Here is a 24,065-nt window from a genome sequence, read left to right as displayed (position 1 = left end):
TTATAACATAGTGCCCTATTTTCTATAGAGGATTACGGGTATAATGAGAATCAAAGAGGTGACCCCATTGAATGATTTTACTTCCTTAGGAATTCAACCTAAGTACGTCAATGCATTAAAAGAACAATCCATAACAGAACCGACGCCGATTCAGAGCGAAACCATCCCTGTATTATTAAATGGTGAGGACGTGATCGGACAGGCACAGACCGGTACGGGAAAAACGATGGCGTTTCTCCTGCCCATGCTTGCGAAAATCGATCCGGAAAAAGATGAGATCCAGTCCCTTATCGTGACTCCGACGAGGGAGCTTGCGATTCAGGTAACTGCTGAATTGAATCAAATCCTTTCTTCTGTGGAAGATGATATACATGTATTAGCCGTGTACGGTGGTCAGGATGTTGAGAAACAGATTAAGAGACTGAAGAATAAGGCGATTCATATTGTGATCGGAACACCGGGACGACTGCTTGATCATGTGCGCCGGGAGACGGTCGATTTTTCAAATGTTAGGTTCCTCGTATTGGATGAAGCGGATCAGATGCTTCATATCGGCTTCTTCGATGAAGTGGAGTCGATCATCCGCGAGACGCCGTTCACTCGTCAGACCGCCCTGTTTTCAGCGACGATGTCCAAGGATATCCGTAAGATCGGGAAGCGCTATATGAATAACCCTCATAATGTACAGATCCGGGAGAAAGACAAGATCGTACAGGAAATTCAGCAGGAAATCGTGGAAACGACGGATCGTCAGAAGCTGGATGCCCTCAGTCAAACGATCCACGACGTCCAGCCGTTCCTCGGCATCATTTTCTGCCGGACGAAGAGGAGGGTCAGCAAGCTGCTCGGAGACCTTAAAGCGAGAGGCTTTCTGGTCGATGAGCTCCACGGTGACTTGTCCCAGGCGAAACGGGAAAATGTGATGAAGAAGTTCCGGGACGCGAAGCTTCAGCTTCTTATCGCAACGGACGTGGCGGCCAGGGGTCTTGACGTGGAGGGCGTGACCCATGTGTTCAATTATGATATCCCTCAAGATGTGGAAAGCTACATCCATCGAATCGGGCGTACGGGCCGTGCCGGGAAAGACGGGCTTGCCATCACCTTTGTTGCACTGAAGGATAAGCAGGATCTTGAAATGATCGAGAAAGGCATCGGACGTTCATTGCCCCGCCGAGTGGTGGAGGTCGTTTCTACTAAAGAAACCCCCAATAGCCCTAAAGGATCCAGTGAAAGTGTAAAGGATCGCCGCGAAAAGAATATACAAGCGAGTAAGGAGAGAAAAGCAAGGTCTCCTAGGGGGGGCAGATCCAGGACGGGTGACACGAATGGTCCGTCGCGCAGTCGAAGGTCCAAGAGTGAAGGCAAGAATCCCCGCCGCGGTGGTGGTGAATCATCGGGTGCCTCCCGTGGTAAGCCAAGCAGCTCGTCTGGAAGAAACAACAATGGTAATCAAGGAAATAATGGCAGCAGATCCTCTTCGAATCGAAGAGGGCGCTGATTTCTAAAGCATGGTGACGAGAGGGTCATCATGCTTTTTTGATAGTATAAATATCTGAATATTCCCATAAATAGTCTGAATCTGTTAATATAGTCCATATAAGATTGATAAATAGAGGGGATGGATGTACATATGCATGTACCATTGGTGTTAACGGATTTTCTGGATCGGGCAGTGGAGCTATACGGGGATAAGGTAGCGATCATCGATGATGAAAAGCGTTTGACGTATAAACAGCTCGGTGACCGTGTGAATCAACTGGCAAGGGGATTGAAGGCGTTCGGGATAGAAAAAGGGGATAAGGTGGCGTATCTTGCTCCCAACACGACAGAGATGCTGGAAGGATTTTATGGCGTTTACTCTGTCGGAGGGGTCATGACGCCTTTGAATACCAGATTAAAGCCAGCCGATTATCAATTTATCCTCACCCATAGTGAAAGTAAGGCCCTGTTTGTCGATGAGGAGCTCTATCCGTTGGTTCAGCCGATTCTATCAAAGGTTCCTCACTTGAAGCATGTGGTCATTCACGGGAAAACGATGGACGGTCATCCGGGCTATGAAGAGTGGCGTGGCTCGTTCAGTCGCGAGACGTTCTCCCGTGCAGAACTGGAAGAGACGGATATCGCCTCCCTTCTTTATACAAGCGGGACGACGGGGGATCCGAAGGGAGTGCTCCTCACACACAGATCCAATTATTTGCATGCCCTGTCTTCCATGCATCATTTGCGGGTGACGGATCAGGATACGCTTCTTCACGTTCTGCCGATGTTCCATGTGAACGGTTGGGGGTCACCATTTTATTATACGGCCAACGGTGCGACCCAGGTGATGCTTAGAAAAGTAGATCCTGAAGTGATACTGGATAAGGTGGAGAAGCATGATGTTACCGTTATGCATATGGCACCGACCGTTCTCAACATGCTCCTCGAGTCCTATCCGGACAGGGATCGTTCCATCGGGCAAAAAGTAAGGGTTGTCATTGCCGGATCTGCCCCTCCACCGGCATTCGTCCGGAAAGTGGAGGAGAATCTAAAGTGGGAATTCATCCAGGTCTACGGGATGACGGAAATCTCACCCCTTATCACGACTTCTATATTAAGGTCCTCGGAACAGGGCCGGCCAAAGGAAGAGACATATCGCCTGAAGGCAAAAGCGGGATACAGCATGATCGGGAGTATGGTGAAGGTGGTCAATGAACTCGGGGAAGCGGTGCCTCATGATGGAAAAGCGATTGGCGAAATCGTGACGAGGACCAATACGGTGATGGAAGGATATTATAAAAACCCGGAAGCCACCAATCAAACGATCAGGGAAGGATGGCTGCATACGGGAGATATGGCGACGGTCGACGAAGACGGATACATCGAAATTGTCGACCGGATGAAAGACGTCATCATAAGCGGCGGGGAAAACATTTCGTCCATCGAGGTGGAGGGAGCCCTTTACGAGCATGATGGCGTCCTTGAAGCAGCGGTCGTGGCCATTCCCCATGAACGATGGGGGGAAGTTCCCCATGCAGTAGTGGTTCTAAGAGAGGGTCACACCGTAACAGAACAGGACCTGATCGATTTTACGAGAGAAAAGCTTGCCCACTTCAAGGCACCAAAGACCATTACTTTCGCGAAAGAATTACCTAAAACCGCATCAGGAAAGATCCAAAAAGTGGTGATCCGGAAAGAGTTTTGGAAGGATCATGACCGGATGGTTCATTGATGAGAAAAAGGCGTGCACCTGCACGCCTTTTTCATTTTATGTGACAAATGCCCTTATTTCGTCCATCGGGCGGCTCTTTGTCCCTGTTCATCCCCAGACGGCATAAGTTATAAAAAGGACGTTTTATCTTCATAATAACAGGGAAAAGCAGTTTTTAAGAGTAGATAATTGGAGGGCGTAAAGATGAGTTTAAATTCCCCGTTGGTTCCAAAATCAAAAACGCATTGTACCAATGAGTATGGAAAATTAAAGAAAGTGGTCGTGGTTTCACCTGAAAACATGCAAATCAATGAAATCATAAATGAAACGCAAAAGCATTTTTTGAAAGAGAATATTGATATAGATAAAGCTGTTTCCCAACATAAAGCATTTGTTGAAGCATTGGAGAGAAATGGATCTGAGGTGATTCATCTTCAACCTTCGCCTGAATTCAATGAACAAGTCTTCACGAGAGATATCGGTTTTACGATTCATGATCAGTTTTTCGTCGCATCGATGAATACGGATGTCAGGCGGGGAGAAGTGAAAACTCTCAAACACTGGTTGGAAGAAAATGAGGTACCCCATATAGAACTTCTCCATTCCATTGAAGGTGGGGATGTTCTTGTTGATGAGGAAAATATTTGGATCGGCGTGAGCGGTCGAACGAATCAGCTTGCAATACAATCCCTGAGGAATCAGCTCACACCATATACCGTACATGAACTCCCTTTAAGGGAAGACATACTCCATTTGGATTGTGTATTCACCATCATTTCCAGTGAATGGGCACTTGTATATCCGCCGGCCTTTTCCGAAGGGGATCTCGAGACCATCAAGAAGCACTACAACATCATCACGGTGACGGATGAAGAACAATTTCAAATGGGACCGAATGTATTGGCAATCGGAGACGGGAAGATCATCAGTCTTACCCAGAACCAAGCCTTGAATAAGAGGATCAGAGAGGAAGGGTTTGACGTGATGGAGCTGGACTTATCAGAAATCATCAAGTCAGGCGGGTCATTCCGCTGCTGTACACTTCCCCTTATAAGAGAATGATATCGAAAAAACAGGTGACTTTTTGCCTGTTTTTTTCAATTTACATAAGCTTTACTTTCCTGTATTCGTTTCGTAAATGCTTCTTCATATTTCCCCTATATGCTTCTACATGTACCATGAATTATAGGAGGTAGGGAAAATGAAGAAATCAATGAAGAAGATCCTTCCGTTAGCGGTCGTATCCTCATTAGCTCTTGGAAGTGTCATAGGATTGAACCAGGACAACACAGAAGCACAAGCCAAGGAATCAAAAAATGGGAAAGCCAAGAACGTCATCTTTATGATCGGTGATGGAATGGGTGTACCGTACACAACCGGCCTTCGTTATATGAACGATAATCCGGATACGATGGAAATGGAGAAGACGGCATTTGATCCTTACCTAGTCGGACTACAAACGACGTACCCGGAAGATGAAAAAGAGAACGTAACAGACTCAGCGGCTGCCGCAACGGCAATGAGCGGCGGAGTGAAAACATATAATAACGCGATTGCAGTAGATAATGATAAATCAGATGTAAAAACGGTTCTGGAACAAGCGAAAGAAAACGGCATGTCTACAGGAATTGTAGCAACGTCAGAAATCACGCATGCTACACCGGCATCTTACGGGGCACACGAAGAGTCACGTAAGAGCGAAGATGCGATTGCCAATGATTATTACGATGAAATGATCAACGGTAAGCATAAGATTGATGTCATGCTTGGTGGAGGAACGGATTTCTTCGAGCGTGATGATCGTAATATTGCAGAACAATTCAAAAAAGACGGATACAGCTATGTGAAATCAGCAGATGAGCTGAAAAAAGATAAGAATGATCAAATTCTTGGTCTGTTCGCTGAATCCGGAATGGACAAGATGATTGACCGTGATGAGAAGCAGCCAAGCTTAGCGGACATGACAACAGCTGCCCTTGACCGTTTGAAAGGCGATAAAGATGGTTTCTTCCTGATGGTGGAAGGAAGTCAAATCGACTGGGCCGGTCATGATAATGATGTTGTCGGTGCGATGAGCGAAATGAGAGACTTTGAACAAGCATTTGAAAAAGTAAGGGATTTTGCAAAAGAAAATGGAGAAACTCTTGTCATCGTGACGGCAGATCATTCAACGGGTGGTATCTCGATTGGTTCTGACGGTGAGTACAACTGGGATCCGGCTCCAATCCAGGCGGCAAAGCATACACCTGACTATATGGCAGAACAGATCGTGAACGGTGCATCGGTTGAAGAAACATTAGCGGACAATATCGACCTTGAATTGACGGGGGAAGAAATCGCTTCTGTGAAAACTGCTGCTGAAAAAGGCGATCAAACGGAAATCGATAATGCGATTGAGAAGATTTTTGATAAACGTTCAGGTACCGGTTGGACAACGGACGGACATACTGGTGACGATGTACCTGTGTACGCGTACGGTCCTCAAAAAGAAAAATTTGCAGGCTTAATCGACAATACCGATCAAGCAAACCAAATTTTTGAACTATTGAAGAACAAAGGGAAGATTAAAGACAAGAAATGATCTGAATGAAGACCACGACGGGGGACTTGCCCCGGCGTGGTCTTTTCTTTTTTATACCTCTTCTAAATCAGATACACTTACTTCTGAACGTTCTTCCAAAGGCCCTCGAAGATGCACAACAGCCGTTTTTCCGTCTTCTGATACAGCGTCGATCCAAACGGATGCATCCTTGTATTTGACTTGGATGTCAGCTGAAGAAGATAAGATCTGCTTTACTCGATTTTGGTCCATATTTCATACCTCCTAATGTTTTCATTGATTAGTGTTTCCCAATTCGGTAGAACCATGAGCCGCATAATTCCAATGGGGAATTGATACTCTATTAGTGAAAGGGTGATGATATGAAGAAGCAGGAAGAAAATATGTCCGCCACAGAGGCCAACATGGAATTAAACGAACGATTAAATGGTGATGATGAGAGGGAAGCCGACCAGAGTCACATACATGTTGAATCCAACATGATTCCAGTGAATATCTCAGGAGAAGATGAGTGAACCCTTTTCCAACCAAAAACCTGCCTGAAACGAATCAGGCAGGTTTTTACTATTTCGTTTTATTTTTTTGATCTTTATTATGCTTATTGCCCTTGCTATTATCACCGCTTGTAATTTCATTTGCGAACTCTGTCGTGCCGCGTTTTGGTGAGTTTTGGTTTGCACTGCCTTTGTTGTTTTTCTTTGTCAAAGGAATCCCTCCATATTAGTAAAATCGATATTAGTTTTTGATAAGGACAAGGGGACTATTCAATTCGGGGAGAATATATGTCTTTATTCCTGAATTTAACAATCAGGATGAATTTTTATCAGTGCTGAACGATAATGAAGAAAAGAACTCTTTCTATTGGGAGGGCTATGCTGATGCAAGAAGGAATGAAAGAAATGCGGGAAGGAAAACCAGGCAGGTGGTTCAAAGATGAGGAAGCAGCGAATACGGAAGGGTTTCCGGTCTTGTTTGTCCATGGCATCAATACTTCATCAGACACGTGGCTTTCGAATAATGATATGCTTCCCATTATCCGTGGAGCAGGTTATCAATCGGTGTTCATCGATTTGCACCGGGACGAAGACATGTGGACGAATGGTGGGATTTTAGCAGAAAAGATAGGTGAAATGTACGATTCTTTAAAGGAAAAGCTCGTGATTGTCGGTCACAGCAAGGGAGGGATCGATGCACAAACGGCACTGTTGCATTACGGTGCTTCCCCTTATGTGGAACGGGTCATTACACTATCAACTCCCCATCATGGATCAGAGCTCGCCGATCTTGCTTTTAGTAAATGGGCAGGATGGCTGACCGATGCGTTGAAAAGCAAGACTCCTGCCGTCTTTTCATTGCAAACGGGTTATATGAAAGGTTTTAGGTCGGAAATGGACCGGCATGATCTTGCCAGAAGCATCCCTTTTTATACGTTTGGCGGTACGGGTTGGGGCGGAGCGCAATCTGAATTGTTTTGGGGAGGGCTTTATTTAAGCCGGTTTGGTCAGAGCGATGGTGCTGTCCTGGTGAAGAGCTCCCGGCTTCCTTATGGCAAAGAAGTAGCGGTACGGGACTGGACTCATTCGACCATTAAAGAAGGGAGTACCATTTTTCCCTTTATGAAGGAACTTCTCTCGGATGAGGTGAAAGATGTCGTTCATGCTGAAGCGAACGAACAGGTTAAGGAAGAGGAAACCTCGGTGCTTCACAGAGGAGGGACAGTGAATGGTGTGGCAGTGGAACATTTCTCTGTGGAAGAAAGGGTTGAGAGGCTCACGATCGACTGGGTCAGCGATCAACGGGATACGATGTATGAACTGGTGGGGCCGGACGGTCAAGTATACAGGCAGTGGAGTGTGGCTGAAGATGCTACAGGGTATTTCCCCGGCGCTTTTCATCACAGCATCCAGCTTGCTGCCCCCATTCCCGGAAGGTGGGAAGTAAGGGCTCACGCGTCTCAAGAACATTATATGCTGAGCATTCTCTTTCATAAGAAATCAGCAGTGACTTCCTTGACTGCAAGTGATCAAAAGTTGTCGAAAAAAATGTATACGATCCACCATATCCCAATGAAGAGCGGGAAAAAACCCTCAACACTCATTACTTCTGAAGATCTGTCGTCCCTGCCACTGGCAGACTTTGAGGAAGGAATTCACAACATCACCCTTGACCTGGAAGGGAAAACGGAGCAGGGAAACGAATTTCAACGAACAGTGATTCAAACGGTGTATGTAGATGGAAAGGGAAATATTTATTAAGTGAAAAACAAAGGTCCGTCCCTCTGTATAAATAGGGACGGACCTTTACATTATAGCGTGTTCAGGAATTCTGTCACTTGTTCTGGTGATTTGGCGTTGGCGCTGTGCAGGTGGGCGGTTTTTTCGCCGTTTTTGTAGACAAGCAGGCTTGGAATACCCATGACGTCATATTTCTCTGCGATTTCCGGGAATTCGTCCTTATTGATGTCATACCATTTATATTGATTGAATTCTTCCATGATTTCATCAATGAACATATCCATTCGACGGCAGTCAGGGCACCAGTCTGCATGGAATTTTACGATGACAGGCTCTGTTGATGTAATAAGATCGTCAAAGGTTTCTTTATTTTTGATTGATTGCATGATGATAACCTCCCTTTCCCACTTATTTTATACAAAACAGAGACTGATTGTAAAACGAATCATTTTTCGTCTCATCTTGTACATGATAATATGAGAATACATTTTGAAAGAAAAAGGTGACAATATGCAGCCCATTAAAGTTGGTTTAGCAGGATACGGTTTTTCAGGACAAAGCTTTCATCGTCCTTTACTCTCTCATTTAGAGGAATTTCATATAGAAGCGGTCATGTCTTCCAATGAGGAAAAAGTATTAAACGATATGGAGGGGACGACTGTGGTGACCTCCCTTGAAGACCTGCTTCTGGAAGACATCGAATTAGTCGTCATCACAACTCCCAATCACCTTCACTACAGTATGATCAAGCAATCATTATTAGCCGATAAGCATGTGATCGTAGAGAAGCCATTTGTAACGGATAGCCGGGAAGGGCAGGAGCTATTGGCACTGGCGAAAGAAAGAGGACTTCATCTCTCGGTTTTCCATAACCGTCGCTGGGATGCGGACTTCCTGACGATTCAGCAATTGGTGAAAGAAGGGACGCTTGGACCGATCTATACATACGAAGCGCATTTTGACCGGTACCGCCCGGCCATCAAGGACAGGTGGAAAGAGAATAAGATCGAAGGGGCAGGCGTCCTTTATGATCTAGGATCCCATCTGCTAGATCAGGCCCTCACCCTGTTCGGGAAACCCAATTGGGTGCAGGCGGATGTGTTCCCGCAACGGGATCCGGAAAAGGCAGAGGACTACTTCCTCATCACCCTCGGATATGACGTCATGAGGGTTCAGCTGTATTCACGTTCAATCGTATTGGATCCGGGGCCACGCTATCAGGTTCATGGACTGAAAGGAAGCTTTGTGAAGCATGGAATGGATCGTCAGGAGGATGACCTTAAGGCAGGAAAGAATCCTGTTTCTGAAGAATGGGGAATCGAAGACGAGGAAAATTGGGGTGTCCTTACGACCATCTCAGGTGAAGAGGTGACATCTGAAGTCATTCCATCGGAAAAAGGGGACTACACTCAATTTTACCTTGGGGTATACGAGGCAGTAAGAGAAAATCAGCCTCTCCCTGTCGACCCGGAAGAGGCTTTGAACGTCATCACGATCATCGAAGCATGTAAAGAAAGTGCAGCTTCCGGACGAGTCATCACTTTAAACTAAAAAAAAGGGACTCCCTGAACTTGCAGGGAGTCCCTTCTCTTATTCCACCGTCCCGGCTTCCAAAATCTGAACCCTGGCGTCAACATTGAATTTCACACGCGGATATATGCTGTCTTCCCATTCCTTGAAATCAAATCCCCGTACGCCGTGCTTTTGGATTTGCCCGATGCCGACAGGGTCGATTCCAAGATCCTGAAATTCTTTCAGCATCTTCATTCCATTTTCTTCAATATCTTTTTTCATTTGTTTCTCCACTTCAACCACTTTCTCAGGAGTCAATCTCTTTCCGGTATACTCACGGATGATCCCCCTGATTTTGATGCGGATCGTCACTTCCACAGGATCGGCATGGTGCTTGACGATGATTTTGTTCTTGGAGATGAGACTGGTCACAGAGGCCTCAATGGACTTTTCCACATGGCCGCTGCTCTTTTCTTCTCCCATCTTGATGACGTGACTGCCTTCAGCATACTTATCCACCAGCAATTTGAAATAAAACATATCCTTGGCAGGAATCTTTTTGATCATTTTGTCTTTGTCGAATAAGGCGATGCCCGTGATACCCACGCTTTCATTGGATAATTGTTTCAAGATTGGCAGATAAGGTGTCTGACCTTCCTGGAAATAATCATAGATGAACATATGAAGATTGGTTTCGGGCAGTTCTCTCCGGGTGATATTGTGGTGGATCAGATTGGAGAGGTAGGTCCCGTTCCCCCTTAAGCCGTAATTCCCTTTAATGAGCTCGCCGGCTTCCCCTTCAGTCACAGTCAAATAAAGCCTGGCCCCAACACTCGCATCCCTTTGCAGGGAATCACCGATATCGATGATCCCCTTCTTGGCAAGCTCCTCACCGATCAAAACGACGTCCAGGCTTCCTCGGACCAGGGGTTGCTGTGATCTTCTTTCCAATTTCTCAAGCACTTCCCTTGTAGAGGAGGCTTCTGCTGACAGCGTCCCGTTTTGAATCGATTTATCGGCTAAGTAAATCGGGAAGAGAGCCGTCCCCCTTATTCTATCATCTCCTACATAGTCGTAGGCTTTCCCTGTTTCGATATATAAGTCGTCCAGGATTTCCTTCTCCACACACCCTGTCAGAAACAAGAAACAAATGAGAAAAGCAGTGAGCAAACATGTACGTTTCATTGTTTATTCCTCACTTTCTTCATGATGATCACAAGCAGCAGAAGAGCAGGAATGTAAAAATAATTAATGTAAAATCCAATCTGCCCTGATATCGTATTCAGGAAATTCACTTGTTTCCTGTCAGTGAAAAAGGTGAGGGCGGATAAGCAAAGGAGGCAGATGATCAACAAAGTATGCCTGTGCTTCAGTGGAGTCATCCGTTTTAAGGTTCTGCTTGCACACCAGATCGCAATACATACGTTTGGAAGGATGATCAAACACCAATTGGCAATACCGATATACTCAAACCGTTCCACGAATGGCATTTCGACGATTTTCCACATAGAAAGAGTGGCCCAGACGGTCTTTTCCAGCTGTTTCTGACTGAAAAACGCGAAAGAAACAACGGCTAATATCGTATAAAGGATAGTGGTCGTAAACAATGCCCAGTGGGCATATTTCTGAGATTTCTTAGCATCTTTCACAAAAGGATATAGTAGTAAAATGGCTTCATAACCTAAATACGTCAGGGACATGTTCTTGGTGGAAATCAATAGATCCTTCACCGTATGATCAAAGACAGGCAGGACATTCCGGAAGTCGGCATACTTAAAGGTGAAGGCAAACGTCAATACGAGATAACTCGGAAGGAAGATACCAAAAAAGGCCGTTCCGGTCACCGTCCGTACCCCGCCGTTGACAATATAGTAAACAAGGATGAGAAAGAGCAAGGAAAAGAAGAACGTACTCAATCTTGGATACATCCACACCTGTAATACCTCGATATAAGTACGCATAATGGTAATCACCAGTAAACTGAAATAGATGACGAAGAAGAAACTGAATATTTTCCCGATCCACTTTCCGAATGCCACAGTGTGGGCAGATACAAGGTCTCCATCCACTCTATTTAAAATCTGATACATGAGAAACATGATAACGTGAGTGAATACACCTGCAAGAATGACAGAAATCCATCCATCATAGCCTGCATTTTTTGAAATGATACGCTGGAAACCGAGGACCCCTGCCCCGACTTGAATGGAGTGAATGAGAAAAAAGATCATGAACGGCGATATTTTTCTTCTATCCGGAATCGGCTGCATTTGATCACCTCCAACCATTATTCATCGATATCAAGCTTTTTCTTCCCTTCGGACGGACGGAACCTGAACGGTTTCTTTGTTCGAAGGTATTCAGGACGGCCGCCTTGTCTGCTGAAGGGAAGTCGAATGAGTGCATCTTTTAAGTCTTTTACCCGCGGTGGGAAAAGAGGTTCTAAAAACGGTCTGCCAAGGGACGTCAATTGCAGGAGATGACCCATCAGAAGGCAGAAACAGTAGACGATCCCAAGCAGTCCCCAAAGTTGTGCAAACAATAGGAAGGGAAAACGCAGTAGACGGATCGTATTACTCATCCGGTATACGGGAGTGGTAAAAGAAGCAAGGGCAGCAAGTGCCACCAATATGAGCAGTACATTACTCGTGATCCCCGCTTCAACGGATGCCGTCCCGATGACGATACCTCCAACGATACCGATTGTCTGACCAACCTTGGTCGGAAGGCGTGCTCCTGCTTCCCGCAGCAGTTCGATCGTCAACTCAAGAAATAATGCCTCGAGAATAGGGGGCAGAGGGATCTCTTGTCTTGACGTGATGAGTGTAGCCATTAAATCCTTCGGTATGAGCTCATAATGATACGTCAATGCGGCTACATAAATGGGTGTGATCAAAATGGAGAATGCCACGGCGAATACACGGACCAGACGCAGGAAAGAGGAAATGAAGAAATTCAGGAAATAATCCTCATATGCGTTAAAAAATTCTACAAGTGTGGTCGGCCCGATCAAAGCATGCGGCGATCCATCCACCATGATGGCAATTTTACCCTCGGCAAGTACGGACGCGACCCGGTCAGGTCGTTCAGAGTCCAATAGTTGTGGGAAGGGGGACTTACCGTTATCGGCAATCAACTGTTCAACGAATGAGCTGTCCATGATTTGATCAAAGTCGATATCCCTTAATCGCTGCCGGACCGTATTGACATTTGCTTCATCTGCCAGTCCATCAATATAGAGCAGCACGACCCGGGTATGGGTGAGTGTTCCGAGATTGAATTCTTCCACCAGCATTTCCTTGATAGGCAGCCGCTTTCTTATGAGGTTCAGATTATCACTGAGAGACTCTACGAATGCCTCCTTTGGTCCGACGACACTGAATTCCACTTCCGGCTGAGAGACTTTCCGGCCCATTTCGTTCTTGGTCGCGATGAAGGCAAATTTTCGGTTGGAAGCATCCATTGTCAGGAGGGTATATCCGTTATACAGCTTCTGTTCGATTTGGGTTTCATCTGTGGAGATTTGAATATCCAATACAGGGACCAGTGTTTTAAAATCATCGAAAGAGTGAAAATCCTTTGAAAGCAGGGAAGGAAGGACATCCTCCTGCAGGATCTTTCCATCAATCAACGTCGTCACGAAGTGAAGGCTGAACTTCACCCCCGTATGTGGATTCTGGTAAAAGGCCTGTTTATAATCGGCAGATTTCTCCGCTTCCTTTTTCAGACTTTCATATGATTGCTTCTTACTGTTCTTATCGCTGTTTTTCTTGTTCTTAAAGAATGGAAACATACTAATCCCTCATGTCCGATGTATGGTCTATCCTGTAGTGTTACCGAAAAAAGGAGAATTATGAAAAAGGAAGGGGGATAGGGAAAAATACGTAAAGTGCTCATGAAAATCAGCACAGAAAAAGCCGGAAAGGGGGATGCCCTTTCCAGCTAACGTTTATTCCTGTTCCAGGAAATACTTTTCAATATCATCGAGCATCTCATTTGCGGCCAGGACCCCGCCTGCCGTGTTCCAAATCGCATCACTTACTTCATATACTTTGTCTTGTTTTGCTACTTCGAGGTTTTTGAACAACGGATCGTTCAGCCACTCTTCAGCAAGTTTGTTCGCTTCGCCGTCGCCTGTTTCATATGTGAAGTAGAACAGGACATCTCCGTCCATTGCCGGGATGCGTTCTTTCGTTACACCCTTTTCTGCAAAGTCATCTACATCCTGACCTTCAGGACGGGCGAACCCTAGTTGATCCAAGATCACTCCTGAGAATGAATCTTTATGATAAATTCTTACGTCTCCAGCTAAAAAGCGGACCATGGAAACTTTTTGATTCAGTTTATCGCCGAGTTTCCCTTTCAGATCTTCAATTCGCTGATCGTACTCCGCTAATACTTCCTGACCCTTATCTTCTTTATTCACTGCTTTGGCATATAACTCGAAATTTTCTTTCCAGTTACCGCGCAATGTTTCGGCCATGAAGGTTGGAGCGATGTCTTTCAACTGATTGTACTGCTCTTCCTGGCGCATTTTGTTCCCGATAATCAGGTCCGGTTGAAGCTTTGCGATCGCTTCCATGTTTAATTCGCTCTCTGTACCCACGACTTCCACGTCTTTCATCTTGTCGGCGATGTGGTCATACCAAGGATCACCTGTCCAAGATTGAACGGCACCAACGGGAGTGACACCCATGGCAAGGAGGGCCTCGGTTCCTTCATTTGTGAGGATGACAACTTTCTTTGGCGTTCCTTTGATTTCCGTCGTCCCCATTGCGTGTTTCACTGTATACGTTTCTTCATTCGCATCATTTCCTGCAGACCCCTCTTTTTCTTCTTTATTTCCGCAGGCAGCAAGAAAGAGAAGCGTAGAGATCAACAGTAAAGATAGTAAGCTTTTTAATTTCATATGTAGATCCTCCTGATATATGTTATCGGTGATAATGATTATCATTTACACTCATAATGGTAGTTGAGAAGGTTTTCATTGTCAATACCTAAATGATAATGATTTTCAAAGTCATTGACGCTCCTTTTATTCTTCTTTAGAATAGAGAGGGAAGAACAGTACGTGATGGTTTAATTGATTTCCTTTCCTTTAAGGAATAGAAAGGTTAGCACATAATGACTATTCAAAAAAAGCTTCTTTTATTTATAGGAACATTTCTTTTTCTTATCCTGTGCATCGGGATCAGTATTGTATACGGATACACGGATACAAGTTGGCAAACTGCCATCGAGGCTTTTTCCAACCCTACTGGATCGACGGAGCATATCGTGCTTCAGACCATCCGGTTACCAAGGGCGCTCATTGCAGCGGCCGTAGGTGGTTCCCTTGCGATTTCAGGGGTTTTGATGCAAACGTTGACCAATAATCCCCTCGCATCTCCAGGGATTTTCGGAATCAATGCAGGGGGAGCTTTTATGGTGGTCGTAGCGGTAACGCTCTTTGGCGTAACCAACCTGCAATCCTTTACGTGGCTCGCCTTTCTTGGTGCCGCCATTGCAGCGGTCGGCGTATTCGTCATCAGCTCTGCCGGAGATAAAGGCTTGACGCCTATGAAGCTGACGCTTGCAGGGGCGGCAATCACCGCTATGTTTTCTTCCTTTACACAGGGATTACTTGTCTTGAACGAAGCGGCACTTGAGCAGGTGTTATTCTGGCTCGCGGGATCTGTCCAGGGAAGAAGTCTTGATATATTGAGCGGGGTCTTTCCCTATATAGTGGCTGGCTGGATTCTTGCCCTCTTTATTGCCGGCAAGATGAATATCCTCGCCATGGGGGAAGATGTGGCGAAAGGACTCGGCCTGAAAACGAATGTAATCAAGTTTCTTGCTTTATTGGTGGTCGTCCTCTTGGCTGGTGGATCCGTCGCTGTAGCCGGCCCCATCGGTTTCATCGGGATTGTCATTCCACATTTAGCAAGGAAAATCATCGGTGTGGACCACAGGTGGCTGATTCCTTTCTCGGGACTTCTCGGAGCGATCTTATTACTGGTTGCCGACATTGGAGCACGCTACGTCATCATGCCCCAGGAAGTGCCAGTCGGTGTCATGACCGCCATCATCGGAGCACCATTCTTCGTGTATGTGGCAAGGAAGGGGTTTTAACCGATGAATCGATTTATAGGAAAACGATGGCTACAGGACCGTGTTTCGATGCTCGTTGATCTTTCAGCACTTAAAAAAATAACCATCCTGGGTTTGATTACATTCCTGGTTCTGATCATGAGTACAGGAATAGGGGACTTGAAGATTGCCCCATGGAAGGTGATCAGTGTCTTCTTTGGAGGGGGGACGAGCCTGGAGCACCTCGTGGTGACGTCATTCCGCCTGCCGCGGATCCTCATCGCACTGCTTGCCGGGATGGCGTTAGCCGTTGCCGGGGGAATCCTTCAAGGGATGATACGCAACCCCCTTGCTTCACCGGACATCATCGGTATCACAGGAGGAGCGGGAGCGGCTGTCGTAGCCTTCCTGACCCTTTTCAGCAATGATGATAATACGTTGATGGTCAGCATTAAATGGCTGCCGGTTGCTGCATTCATCGGCGCAACCGTCATTGCCTTTCTGGTTTACTTTTTAGCCTGGCGAAAAGGGGTATCACCTGTCAGACTCGTTCTGATCGGCATTGGTATCTCGGCTTTGACTCAAGCTTTGACCACGTTGCTTATGATACTCGGCCCGATCTACAGGGCCAGTCAGGCAAATATCTGGATCACGGGTACAGTGAACGGTTCTGACTGGCAGGATGTGTGGATCCTGCTTCCTTGGAGCCTGGTCTTTATCCTGTTAAGCTTCTTTATTACCCGTCAGCTGAATATACAGGAACTAGGCGAAGAAATCGCCACTAGTGTTGGAGGGAATGTTCAACGGCAGCGGTTCTTTCTCCTTCTCATGTCAACGGCATTAGTGGGGGGAGCCGTCGCATTTGCCGGTGGAATCGGCTTTGTAGGCTTGATGGCTCCCCACATGGCAAGGAGGATGGTCGGTTCTTCTTTCGGGGCATTACTTCCGACTGCAGCCCTGATCGGCGGGATCCTCGTCATGGTGGCAGACTTGATCGGCAGGACACTCTTCCTGCCACTCGAAGTCCCGGCGGGTGTCTTTACGGCAGCGATCGGCGCACCGTATTTTATCTATCTTTTATTCAAAACAAGAAATTCTTAAAGGAGTTGGCCATAGATGAGTGACGTACTACAAACGAAGGATTTGACTCTATCTTACGGGGAACGGACGATCATCGATGAATTGAATATTGACATTCCACAAGGGGAGATTTCGGTCTTCATCGGCGGGAACGGCTGCGGGAAATCCACGCTTCTTCGTTCCATTGCCCGTCTGCTTAAGCCGAAGCAGGGATCGGTCCTGTTGGATGGGGAGGCGATCTCACGTTTGTCAACGAAGGAAGTCGCTCGTAAAATGGCCATTCTTCCTCAGTCCCCAACGGCTCCAGAAGGGCTGACCGTCCTTCAGCTCGTCAAGCAGGGGCGCTACCCTCATCAAACCTGGCTCAAGCAATGGTCACAGAAAGATGAAGAAATTGTCCAGGATGCGTTGAAAGCAACGAAGATGGAGGATCTGCAGCACCGGAAAGTGGATGAACTATCGGGAGGGCAGAGGCAGCGCGCGTGGATTGCCCTGACACTCGCACAGGATACAGACATCATCCTGTTGGATGAGCCAACGACGTATCTTGATATGACCCATCAGATCGAGATACTGGACTTATTATTCGAACTGAATGAGAAAGAGCAGCGCACCATCGTCATGGTCCTTCATGACCTGAACCTTGCCTGCAGATACGCCCATAATATCGTAGCCATCCGGGATAAACAGATCTATGCTCAAGGAAAACCCGAAGAGGTGATCAGCTGTGAACTCGTGAAAAATGTGTTCGATATGGACTGCCAGGTATCCCGGGACCCATTATTCGGCACGCCTTTATGCATCCCGTTCGGTAAAGGACGATGCATCTTGAAAGACGCAGTGGGGACAGGATGAGCACCCTCACCGAACAGCAGTGGGAGATCTTGAGGAAATACCGTTTCCACGCGTCCGCCCCTGCTTTAAAAGGGGAAGAGGCAACCTCATTCCTGGATGGCGGGAAGATGAAATCCTATTTATCCCAGCGTCGCTCCCTGATCGGGACGGATGACCTTAAAGTGGCAGCCTCCTTATTTATGAAGCGCTATGCGTTTGTAGCAGCAATGGGTTTAATGACCATGACATACTGGGATAAGAAATTGAATCTCAAGCCTGAAAACCTGATCATGGTCGATGGGGAGAAAAATGGATTATGGATGCCTCAATTCCACTTGAAGGATGCGTCGGTGACGGAGTTTACATCCCTTGAAGAAAAGAAGATGTTCATTCAATCCATTTTCCGGGATCATCTCGATCACGTGATTCAGTCGATTAAACATGCCACAAAGCTATCGAACCTGATTCTTTGGGAAAACATTGCCGTATATGTATTCTGGATATTCGAGAGTGATGACTTCCTTCTAAACGATGGGACGGGGAGCGGCCGTGATGACCAACTGCGGGTGCTCCTGTCAGATGAAAACAGCCCCTTGTTCGGAAACTATCACCGAAATCCACTGGCCAGATATTATAGCGGAAAAGTAAATGTAGAGGGGAAAATGGAAAAAATGCGTGTCAGAAAAACATGCTGCTTCTCCTACAGATTTGAGAACGGGGAACAATATCGCTGTAAAACTTGTCCGCAGACCTGTCTGGTTAAAAAGACCTAATTCACATTTGCAAGGAGGCTAACGCAATGAAGGAATTCCCTGAACAATTTGATGCGTTACTTGAAAAGTACACGGAACTGTTGGTGGGTGAAACCGACGCAAGGAAGAAAGAAATGGTGACACAATACGCTCTTTACTCATTTATCGCGAAGAACATGCCGGCACTGGTGAAACATTGGAACTCCCTCTACCCGGAGGGGAAAGATGAAATGAAACGGATCGTCGGGGAGATCAAAGAGATGAATGAAGCACATCGGGCGGAAATGAGCAGGAAGAAAAAAGATGAATGACGATACTGATTGAAAAAGTACCCTACTGGTGTGAAGAGGGTGCTTTTTTTTGGATTCTAACCAACAAAAAAAGGCAGACCCGAGTCTGCCTTCCGTTCATTATTGGACCTGACCGCCGTACCCATATGGAAATTGGGAAGAATACTGCTGATGCTGCTGATAGGACTGCTGGATCTTTTGGCTGTCGGCAGCCTCCAGCTTGTACCAGCCTTTGCGGAACATTTCATTGTATAATTCCCGTTGGGCATTTTGCGTTTCGTTGAAAATCGTCAGGAGATCCTGATATAAAGCTTGATGGCTTGCTTCATTCAAAGCCGTACAATAGGAAGCCGTCATATATTTTTCATGGGACAGGACATCCGTAATGAAGTCGCGATCATTCATTTGTGGCGTTTCCGGCACTTGCGTTTGAGGATTTTGGATTTTTTGCTGATTCTGTTGATTCATGGTTTAAGGACTCCTTTCTACATCATAGTTTGGTTGGCTGTATTTAGATGGGCAAGCAGCTGCTGGTAATGGCGCTGATGCATCTGGCCGCATTTATCGAGCTCCGCTTTAATCTCCGTATCCTGACAGTGAGCAGCGGCAAAATGACATTTCTTCATGGCAGTCAGATTCCAGGCAAGCATGTCATTTAAATAAAGTGAATCCTTCGTAGTGAGCATATGCGGCGGCTGTGTGTACGTTTGCTGCTGGCTCCCTTGTTGAGGTTGTTGTTGCATATTCCATTCCTCCGTTTCCTTTTTTAGTCTTCGATACCCTTTCTCAGGTGCTTTCGGATAGGTAATATTACCCTGTATACGGCACGGTAAGAAAGCGGTATCATCAGAAGGCAAAGGTTAGTTTTCCTACTATCCAACATCCTTATTCACGTATTTACAAATTCCGATAATATTCTACTAAGAAAGTTTTGAAAGTATATTCAAATCGTTTAAAAGGTGATAAAATGTTGGTAAATATACTAATAGTATGAACCTTCTCTTTTTTAGCAATAAAGAAAACGGTTTCATAGTAGGATATATATGTTTTTTCAGGGGGTAAGCAACATGGAGCAAGCAATGCGTAATTTCTTTTTATTCCTTTCAAAAAATAAGCCGATGACGAAACTTGCCAAAAAGTATGGCCTGCGTTTTGGTGCCGGTCGGTTCGTTGCGGGGGCTTCCATCCTGCAGGCAGTTGAGGTTATTCGTGAGCTGAATAGTCAGAATCTTGTTGTAACGATCGACTATTTGGGAGAGTTTGTGGACAATGAGCGTGAAGCAAACGAAATGGCCCTTGAATGTGTAGAGGCGATTCGTGCCATCGGGAGAGAGAAACTCGACTCTCAGCTATCCCTAAAAATGACTTCAATGGGACTGGATATTTCTGAAGAGGTAGTCATGAAGAATATGAGAATGATTCTTGAAGAAGCAACCAAACAGAACGTATTCGTGACCATTGACATGGAAGACTATTCCCGCTGTGGAAAGACCATTGATATTTTCACGAGGCTGAAGTCAGAGTATGATAACATCGGCACGGTCATCCAAGCCTATTTATATAGAACAGAAAAGGATATCGATGATTTGAATGCGTATTCCCCCAATCTGCGTCTTGTAAAAGGGGCGTATAAAGAGTCACCTGAAGTTGCGTTCCCGGAAAAGAAGGACGTGGACGAGAATTTCAAAAAAATCATCAAGACTCATCTATTGAACGGGAATTATACGGCGATTGCCACCCATGATGATGAGATGATCGAATATACGAAGAGACTCGTGGAAGAATACAAGATCCCGCGTGATCAGTTCGAGTTTCAAATGCTTTTCGGCATCCGTGTGGAACGTCAGCATGAACTGGTCAAGGAAGGCTACAAAATGCGCGTCTATGTTCCATACGGCACGGACTGGTACGGATACTTCATGAGAAGACTGGCTGAAAGACCGGCCAACGTCGCCTTTGTTCTAAAAGGGGTCATGAAAAAATAATAGTAAGTAAGATAAAGACTCTATGGAAGCTCATAGGGTCTTATTTATTTAGGAGATGGGAGGAAGGGAGAATGAAGATTGTTCCTTTTCGGGTGGAAGGAAAGTATTTCAAGAAAATGATTTCGTTATATTGCAGGCTATTTCAGGTGGATCCAAGGGGAATGGAAGACCAATTCAAACGGCATTCCACGTATCCCCTTTTTGAGGGATACCTCGCCATTATCGATGAACAAGTGGCAGGATATATTTATGGTTATTCTTCAAGAAAGGGTCAATACTATCACGAACTGCTGGCACGTCATTTACATTCCGAACCTGAATGGATGAAAGATTGCATGGAGCTGGTGGAACTGGGGGTCGACCCAGCATACAGAGGCAGGGGGATCGGGAAGCTACTGGTTGGGCAATTACTGCAAAATAGAAAAGAGAAACGGGTCCTCCTCACGACCCGCAAAGATAATCACACGGCCATCGCTTTTTATCATGCCGGGGGATTTAAGGTCATCCGGGAAGGGTTTTATCCGAATGTCCCACATGAATATATCATTATGGGCAAGCATTTATAGGGGCTGGTGAGGAAGGCATAATAATTGTTACGGAATTCACAATGTTATATGATAGAAAGGAATAATCTTCATGAAATAAGAGGCGATATTATGGAAATAACCATTGATAATTTGACCCTGCTCCTTGGCCTCTTGCTGTTGGTCGGTGTGATCACCGCTAAATTCTCCACACGATTAGGTGTCCCCTCATTGATTCTGTTCATCATCGTGGGAATGGTCTTAAATACATACTTCTTCTTTGATAATGCCCCTATGACCCAATTCATCGGTACGCTTGCACTCATCATCATTTTGTTCGAGGGCGGACTTCAGACGAAATGGGGGAATGTGCAGAAGGTGTATAAGCCCGCCCTAACACTTGCAACCATCGGGGTGGTCGCAACCACCGTATCCATCGGGGTGGCAGCCAAGTATATACTCGGCGTGAGCTGGCTTGAAGGGATGTTATTTGGGGCTATCGTCGGGTCAACCGACGCTGCAGCAGTGTTTTCCGTACTTGGGAACAAAAACATCAAACCGAAGATATCTGCCACACTTGAAGCGGAGTCCGGCAGTAATGACCCCATGGCCATTTTCTTAACCGTTGCATTTTTACAATTGATTCAATTCCCTGGATTGAATCCCGCTTCCCTGATCCTGAGCTTCTTTTGGCAGATGGGAATGGGCTTGGTACTTGGACTGGTCCTGGGTCTCGCATCCGTGTGGATCATCAATCGAATCAATCTGGATTCATCCGGACTGTATCCGGTCCTGTCCATCTCCCTTGCCATATTCACTTATGCCTTCACAAGCATTCTGGAGGCGAGTGGTCTCTTGGCCGTGTATATCATGGCAATCGTCGTCGGGAATAAGGAACTCACCTACCGCCATTCCATTGTCCGCTTCAATGAAGGATTTGCGTGGATGATGCAGATCGTCATGTTCATCCTCCTGGGATTGCTGGTCTTCCCACAGCACCTTCCGGGGATAGCTTGGCAGGGAATCATACTTGCGATTCTGTTGATTGTAGTAGCGAGACCTCTCGGAGTCTATTTAAGCTTAGCGCTGGCGAAGAACTTCACCACTAAAGAGAAATTCTTCATATCATGGGCAGGCTTAAAGGGCGCGGTCCCGATCGTATTGGCAACGTATCCGATGGTGGCAGGAATTGAAAACAACGAAGTCATCTTCAACGTCGTGTTTTTCGTCGTGCTGCTCTCTGCTCTCATCCAGGGAACGACCATCTCCCCTCTGGCCAACTATCTTAAGCTTGCAGGAGAAGAAAAACCGCCGGTCGCCCACAGCATCGAAATCGTTTCCATCGGGAAAACAAATAATGAAATGCTTGAAGTCCTCATTAATGACGATGCCTCTATTACAAACAGGATGATTAAAGACATCGAACTCCCTGAAAAAACGTTGATCTCTGCGGTCATCCGACACAATGAATTGATCACTCCCACAGGGGATACCATGATTAAAGCAGGCGATACACTTTATGTAATGGCCGATAAAAGTCAGAGAAAGCGTGTCAATAAACTGTTGAATGAAAAAGGGAATGTAAGCCCCTCAACAAAAGTTGATCCAGTATGATAGAAAAAAAGCAATCTTCCATTTTGGAAAGATTGCTTTTTTTAAATGAAGATCAGTCAGCAGAAACAGCTGCTTTTCCCATTGTTTTTTTCTCGAAGAGCTGTTCGAATAACGGGAAGCTGTACTGAACCACGAACCCTAAAGTGAGGGTAACAATGATCGTCCCGATTCCGATATCCCCTTTAAAGAGAAATGCCAGGGAAAGGGCAAACCCTTCACTGATGATCCGGGAGTTACGAAGGTTTAACCCGAAACGTGTATGGATGGCTACCATAAGAGTATCCATCGGACTCGCTGGAAACTTCGCCTGAAGGTAAATCGCAATTCCAAGCCCCATCGTCAAGATCCCGGAAGCCAGGGCAACCAGCTGATTCAAGAGCATCCCGGGTGCATAATTGTTAAAGACAACAAGCAGCCAAAAATCGATTAAAAGGCCAATGACAAGAATTGATCCTGCCGCGAGGACATCAGGTTTCTTTTTCATAATGAGGGCATTGAGACCGATCAACACAATCCCATTGATAAATACGGCCGTCCCAACGGTAAATCCGAACATATTCGACTCCCCGACTGCGAGGGCATCCCAGGCAGAAGCTCCGAGGCCCGACTTAATGATCAGGGCAACCCCCATCGTTAAAATGAAAAGTCCAATCGTAAAAAACAAAAATCTGCGCTTCATTCACATAGTCTCCTTATCTGTAAACGTTATCATTCATATACTTAAAAAAACAGACGTGCTACTTTGACTGTGATGCTGGTGGTAAAGTAGGAGGTCTGACGTCTTTAAATTGATAGTAATAGTTTACTGTAAAATGAACGGGAAGGCAAAGTTAATTTTTGTATGGGAGAGGGGAGGACGCTAAATAAAAAAACAGCACCCGATCATTTTTTATCAGGTGCCATCTCCCATTCCTATGGTTGCTTCTTAAATTGATTGTTTTGACTGTTTCGCTTGCCGCCGCCGTCCATCTCAACCGTCGGACCGGCATCCCCCTTCACACTCGCTGCACTAACCCCAGCCTTAGAAGGATTCTTCTTCTGCTTCGCCATCTTGAACACCTCCACCCCTAACATTCCCGGATCCCCAAAAAAATATGAGGGACGGACCTCCAATTTTCAGTGGAAACGAAGACGCCAGAGCATGTAAACCCTTTGATATCGGGCTTGCCACAAAAAATGGGAGCAGAAATGGTCGTCTACCCAAGGTCCGTCCCTCCAACATTTCATATATATAATAGGAGAGGATAGGTTGGCGCTTGTGTGGAGGCACGTGGACTTGGGTGGGTGAATAGGCTGGTTTAGACGATTGCCCATGTAGGTTCGGAGAGACAATAGTGAATTTTTTGTAAATTTAACTCTTTAAATATTGCGATATTTTAGAATTTCCGATATATTAGATGTAACAGGAACTCATTCGAGTC

General features: G+C 45.9%; 26 protein-coding genes. 15 read left to right on the top strand and 11 right to left on the bottom strand.

All coding sequences use genetic code 11. The features are described from left to right. The first annotated feature begins 43 nt into the window (after positions 1-43). The 4 genes from M1J35_RS21965 to M1J35_RS21950 all read left to right on the top strand — a co-directional run bounded on the left by M1J35_RS21965 (position 44) and on the right by M1J35_RS21950 (position 5,771). Positions 44-1,498 (top strand): DEAD/DEAH box helicase, encoded by a 1,455-nt coding sequence (locus M1J35_RS21965; RefSeq protein WP_371928696.1) that lies wholly within the window; start codon positions 44-46, stop codon positions 1,496-1,498. Between the two features lie 132 nt (positions 1,499-1,630). After that, entirely contained in the window at positions 1,631-3,211 is a 1,581-nt protein-coding gene (locus M1J35_RS21960; RefSeq protein WP_254652276.1) for a long-chain-fatty-acid--CoA ligase, read from the top strand. Positions 3,212-3,394: 183 nt separating this feature from the next. Continuing rightward, the gene (locus M1J35_RS21955) at positions 3,395-4,252 is read left to right on the top strand and encodes a dimethylarginine dimethylaminohydrolase family protein (RefSeq protein WP_254652275.1); all 858 of its coding nucleotides are present in this window, start codon (positions 3,395-3,397) and stop codon (positions 4,250-4,252) included. Positions 4,253-4,391: 139 nt separating this feature from the next. Further along, positions 4,392-5,771, top strand: a complete 1,380-nt coding sequence (locus M1J35_RS21950) for an alkaline phosphatase (RefSeq protein ID WP_034764094.1) — start codon at positions 4,392-4,394, stop codon at positions 5,769-5,771. Between the two features lie 51 nt (positions 5,772-5,822). Here the strand turns inward: M1J35_RS21950 and M1J35_RS21945 are convergent, their stop codons facing one another. Next, entirely contained in the window at positions 5,823-6,002 is a 180-nt protein-coding gene (locus tag M1J35_RS21945) for an H-type small acid-soluble spore protein (protein ID WP_254652274.1), read from the bottom strand. Between the two features lie 110 nt (positions 6,003-6,112). On the opposite strand from M1J35_RS21945, the gene M1J35_RS21940 reads away from it, so the two are divergent. After that, positions 6,113-6,265: a hypothetical protein gene (locus M1J35_RS21940; protein ID WP_156030171.1), complete on the top strand. Its 153-nt coding sequence runs from the start codon at positions 6,113-6,115 to the stop codon at positions 6,263-6,265. A 49-nt stretch (positions 6,266-6,314) separates the two neighbouring features. On the opposite strand, the gene M1J35_RS21935 is transcribed toward M1J35_RS21940, so the two are convergent. Next, on the bottom strand, positions 6,315-6,455 hold the full coding sequence (locus M1J35_RS21935; RefSeq protein ID WP_179126082.1) for a hypothetical protein: 141 nt from the start codon (positions 6,453-6,455) through the stop codon (positions 6,315-6,317). A gap of 173 nt (positions 6,456-6,628) precedes the next feature. Between M1J35_RS21935 and M1J35_RS21930 the strand changes: the two genes are divergently transcribed. Continuing rightward, the gene (locus M1J35_RS21930) at positions 6,629-8,005 is read left to right on the top strand and encodes a PGAP1-like alpha/beta domain-containing protein (RefSeq protein ID WP_224521997.1); all 1,377 of its coding nucleotides are present in this window, start codon (positions 6,629-6,631) and stop codon (positions 8,003-8,005) included. 50 nt (positions 8,006-8,055) lie between these two features. On the opposite strand, the gene M1J35_RS21925 is transcribed toward M1J35_RS21930, so the two are convergent. After that, positions 8,056-8,370 carry a thioredoxin family protein gene (locus M1J35_RS21925; RefSeq protein WP_224521998.1) on the bottom strand — a complete coding sequence of 105 codons (315 nt, stop codon included), beginning with the start codon at positions 8,368-8,370 and terminating at the stop codon, positions 8,056-8,058. Between the two features lie 103 nt (positions 8,371-8,473). On the opposite strand from M1J35_RS21925, the gene M1J35_RS21920 reads away from it, so the two are divergent. Next, entirely contained in the window at positions 8,474-9,535 is a 1,062-nt protein-coding gene (locus tag M1J35_RS21920; RefSeq protein ID WP_254652273.1) for an oxidoreductase, read from the top strand. Positions 9,536-9,574: 39 nt separating this feature from the next. Here the strand turns inward: M1J35_RS21920 and M1J35_RS21915 are convergent, their stop codons facing one another. From M1J35_RS21915 to M1J35_RS21900, 4 genes are all read right to left on the bottom strand, one after another. Further along, positions 9,575-10,681 carry a Ger(x)C family spore germination protein gene (locus tag M1J35_RS21915; protein WP_254652272.1) on the bottom strand — a complete coding sequence of 369 codons (1,107 nt, stop codon included), beginning with the start codon at positions 10,679-10,681 and terminating at the stop codon, positions 9,575-9,577. Further along, the gene (locus tag M1J35_RS21910; protein WP_254652271.1) at positions 10,678-11,784 is read right to left on the bottom strand and encodes a GerAB/ArcD/ProY family transporter; all 1,107 of its coding nucleotides are present in this window, start codon (positions 11,782-11,784) and stop codon (positions 10,678-10,680) included. The genes M1J35_RS21915 and M1J35_RS21910 overlap by 4 nt, the downstream gene beginning before the upstream one ends. Next, positions 11,784-13,289: a spore germination protein gene (locus M1J35_RS21905; RefSeq protein WP_224522002.1), complete on the bottom strand. Its 1,506-nt coding sequence runs from the start codon at positions 13,287-13,289 to the stop codon at positions 11,784-11,786. Before M1J35_RS21905 ends, M1J35_RS21910 begins: the two co-directional genes overlap by 1 nt. Positions 13,290-13,445: 156 nt before the next feature. Then, complete coding sequence (locus M1J35_RS21900) at positions 13,446-14,405, bottom strand: ABC transporter substrate-binding protein (protein ID WP_254652270.1); 960 nt, start codon at positions 14,403-14,405, stop codon at positions 13,446-13,448. A gap of 215 nt (positions 14,406-14,620) precedes the next feature. On the opposite strand from M1J35_RS21900, the gene M1J35_RS21895 reads away from it, so the two are divergent. Genes M1J35_RS21895 through M1J35_RS21875 form a run of 5 tightly spaced genes read left to right on the top strand, consistent with a single transcriptional unit; the run spans position 14,621 to position 18,542 of the window. Further along, complete coding sequence (locus M1J35_RS21895; protein ID WP_254652269.1) at positions 14,621-15,607, top strand: FecCD family ABC transporter permease; 987 nt, start codon at positions 14,621-14,623, stop codon at positions 15,605-15,607. A 3-nt stretch (positions 15,608-15,610) separates the two neighbouring features. Further along, positions 15,611-16,666 (top strand): FecCD family ABC transporter permease, encoded by a 1,056-nt coding sequence (locus tag M1J35_RS21890; protein WP_254652268.1) that lies wholly within the window; start codon positions 15,611-15,613, stop codon positions 16,664-16,666. 15 nt (positions 16,667-16,681) lie between these two features. Beyond that, the gene (locus tag M1J35_RS21885; protein WP_254652267.1) at positions 16,682-17,500 is read left to right on the top strand and encodes an ABC transporter ATP-binding protein; all 819 of its coding nucleotides are present in this window, start codon (positions 16,682-16,684) and stop codon (positions 17,498-17,500) included. Continuing rightward, complete coding sequence (locus tag M1J35_RS21880) at positions 17,467-18,252, top strand: IucA/IucC family C-terminal-domain containing protein (protein WP_254652266.1); 786 nt, start codon at positions 17,467-17,469, stop codon at positions 18,250-18,252. The genes M1J35_RS21885 and M1J35_RS21880 overlap by 34 nt, the downstream gene beginning before the upstream one ends. Before the next feature lie 26 nt (positions 18,253-18,278). Beyond that, entirely contained in the window at positions 18,279-18,542 is a 264-nt protein-coding gene (locus M1J35_RS21875; protein ID WP_254652265.1) for a DUF2573 family protein, read from the top strand. A gap of 99 nt (positions 18,543-18,641) precedes the next feature. Here the strand turns inward: M1J35_RS21875 and M1J35_RS21870 are convergent, their stop codons facing one another. Next, positions 18,642-18,989: a spore coat protein gene (locus M1J35_RS21870; protein ID WP_148970081.1), complete on the bottom strand. Its 348-nt coding sequence runs from the start codon at positions 18,987-18,989 to the stop codon at positions 18,642-18,644. A 17-nt stretch (positions 18,990-19,006) separates the two neighbouring features. Further along, entirely contained in the window at positions 19,007-19,264 is a 258-nt protein-coding gene (locus tag M1J35_RS21865) for a hypothetical protein (RefSeq protein WP_254652264.1), read from the bottom strand. 324 nt (positions 19,265-19,588) lie between these two features. Here M1J35_RS21865 and M1J35_RS21860 point away from each other — a divergent pair, with 324 nt between their 5' ends. From M1J35_RS21860 to M1J35_RS21850, 3 genes are all read left to right on the top strand, one after another. Continuing rightward, a complete protein-coding gene (locus tag M1J35_RS21860; protein ID WP_254652263.1) occupies positions 19,589-20,506 on the top strand; it encodes a proline dehydrogenase family protein in 918 nt (305 codons plus the stop codon). Positions 20,507-20,577: 71 nt separating this feature from the next. Beyond that, positions 20,578-21,072, top strand: a complete 495-nt coding sequence (locus M1J35_RS21855; RefSeq protein WP_224522007.1) for a GNAT family N-acetyltransferase — start codon at positions 20,578-20,580, stop codon at positions 21,070-21,072. 90 nt (positions 21,073-21,162) lie between these two features. After that, positions 21,163-22,644: a potassium/proton antiporter gene (locus M1J35_RS21850; protein ID WP_224522008.1), complete on the top strand. Its 1,482-nt coding sequence runs from the start codon at positions 21,163-21,165 to the stop codon at positions 22,642-22,644. A gap of 52 nt (positions 22,645-22,696) precedes the next feature. Here the strand turns inward: M1J35_RS21850 and M1J35_RS21845 are convergent, their stop codons facing one another. Together M1J35_RS21845 and M1J35_RS21840 are read right to left on the bottom strand one after the other, a co-directional pair. Continuing rightward, entirely contained in the window at positions 22,697-23,323 is a 627-nt protein-coding gene (locus tag M1J35_RS21845; RefSeq protein ID WP_061809726.1) for a YczE/YyaS/YitT family protein, read from the bottom strand. A 233-nt stretch (positions 23,324-23,556) separates the two neighbouring features. After that, positions 23,557-23,694: a YuzL family protein gene (locus M1J35_RS21840; protein WP_079532050.1), complete on the bottom strand. Its 138-nt coding sequence runs from the start codon at positions 23,692-23,694 to the stop codon at positions 23,557-23,559. Positions 23,695-24,065 lie beyond the last annotated feature (371 nt).

It is taken from the genome of Rossellomorea sp. KS-H15a, assembly GCF_024195245.1.
Lineage (GTDB): Bacteria > Bacillota > Bacilli > Bacillales > Bacillaceae_B > Rossellomorea > Rossellomorea vietnamensis.
Note: the sequence above shows the minus strand (reverse complement) of the source record. Positions and strands in the feature narration are given on the sequence as shown.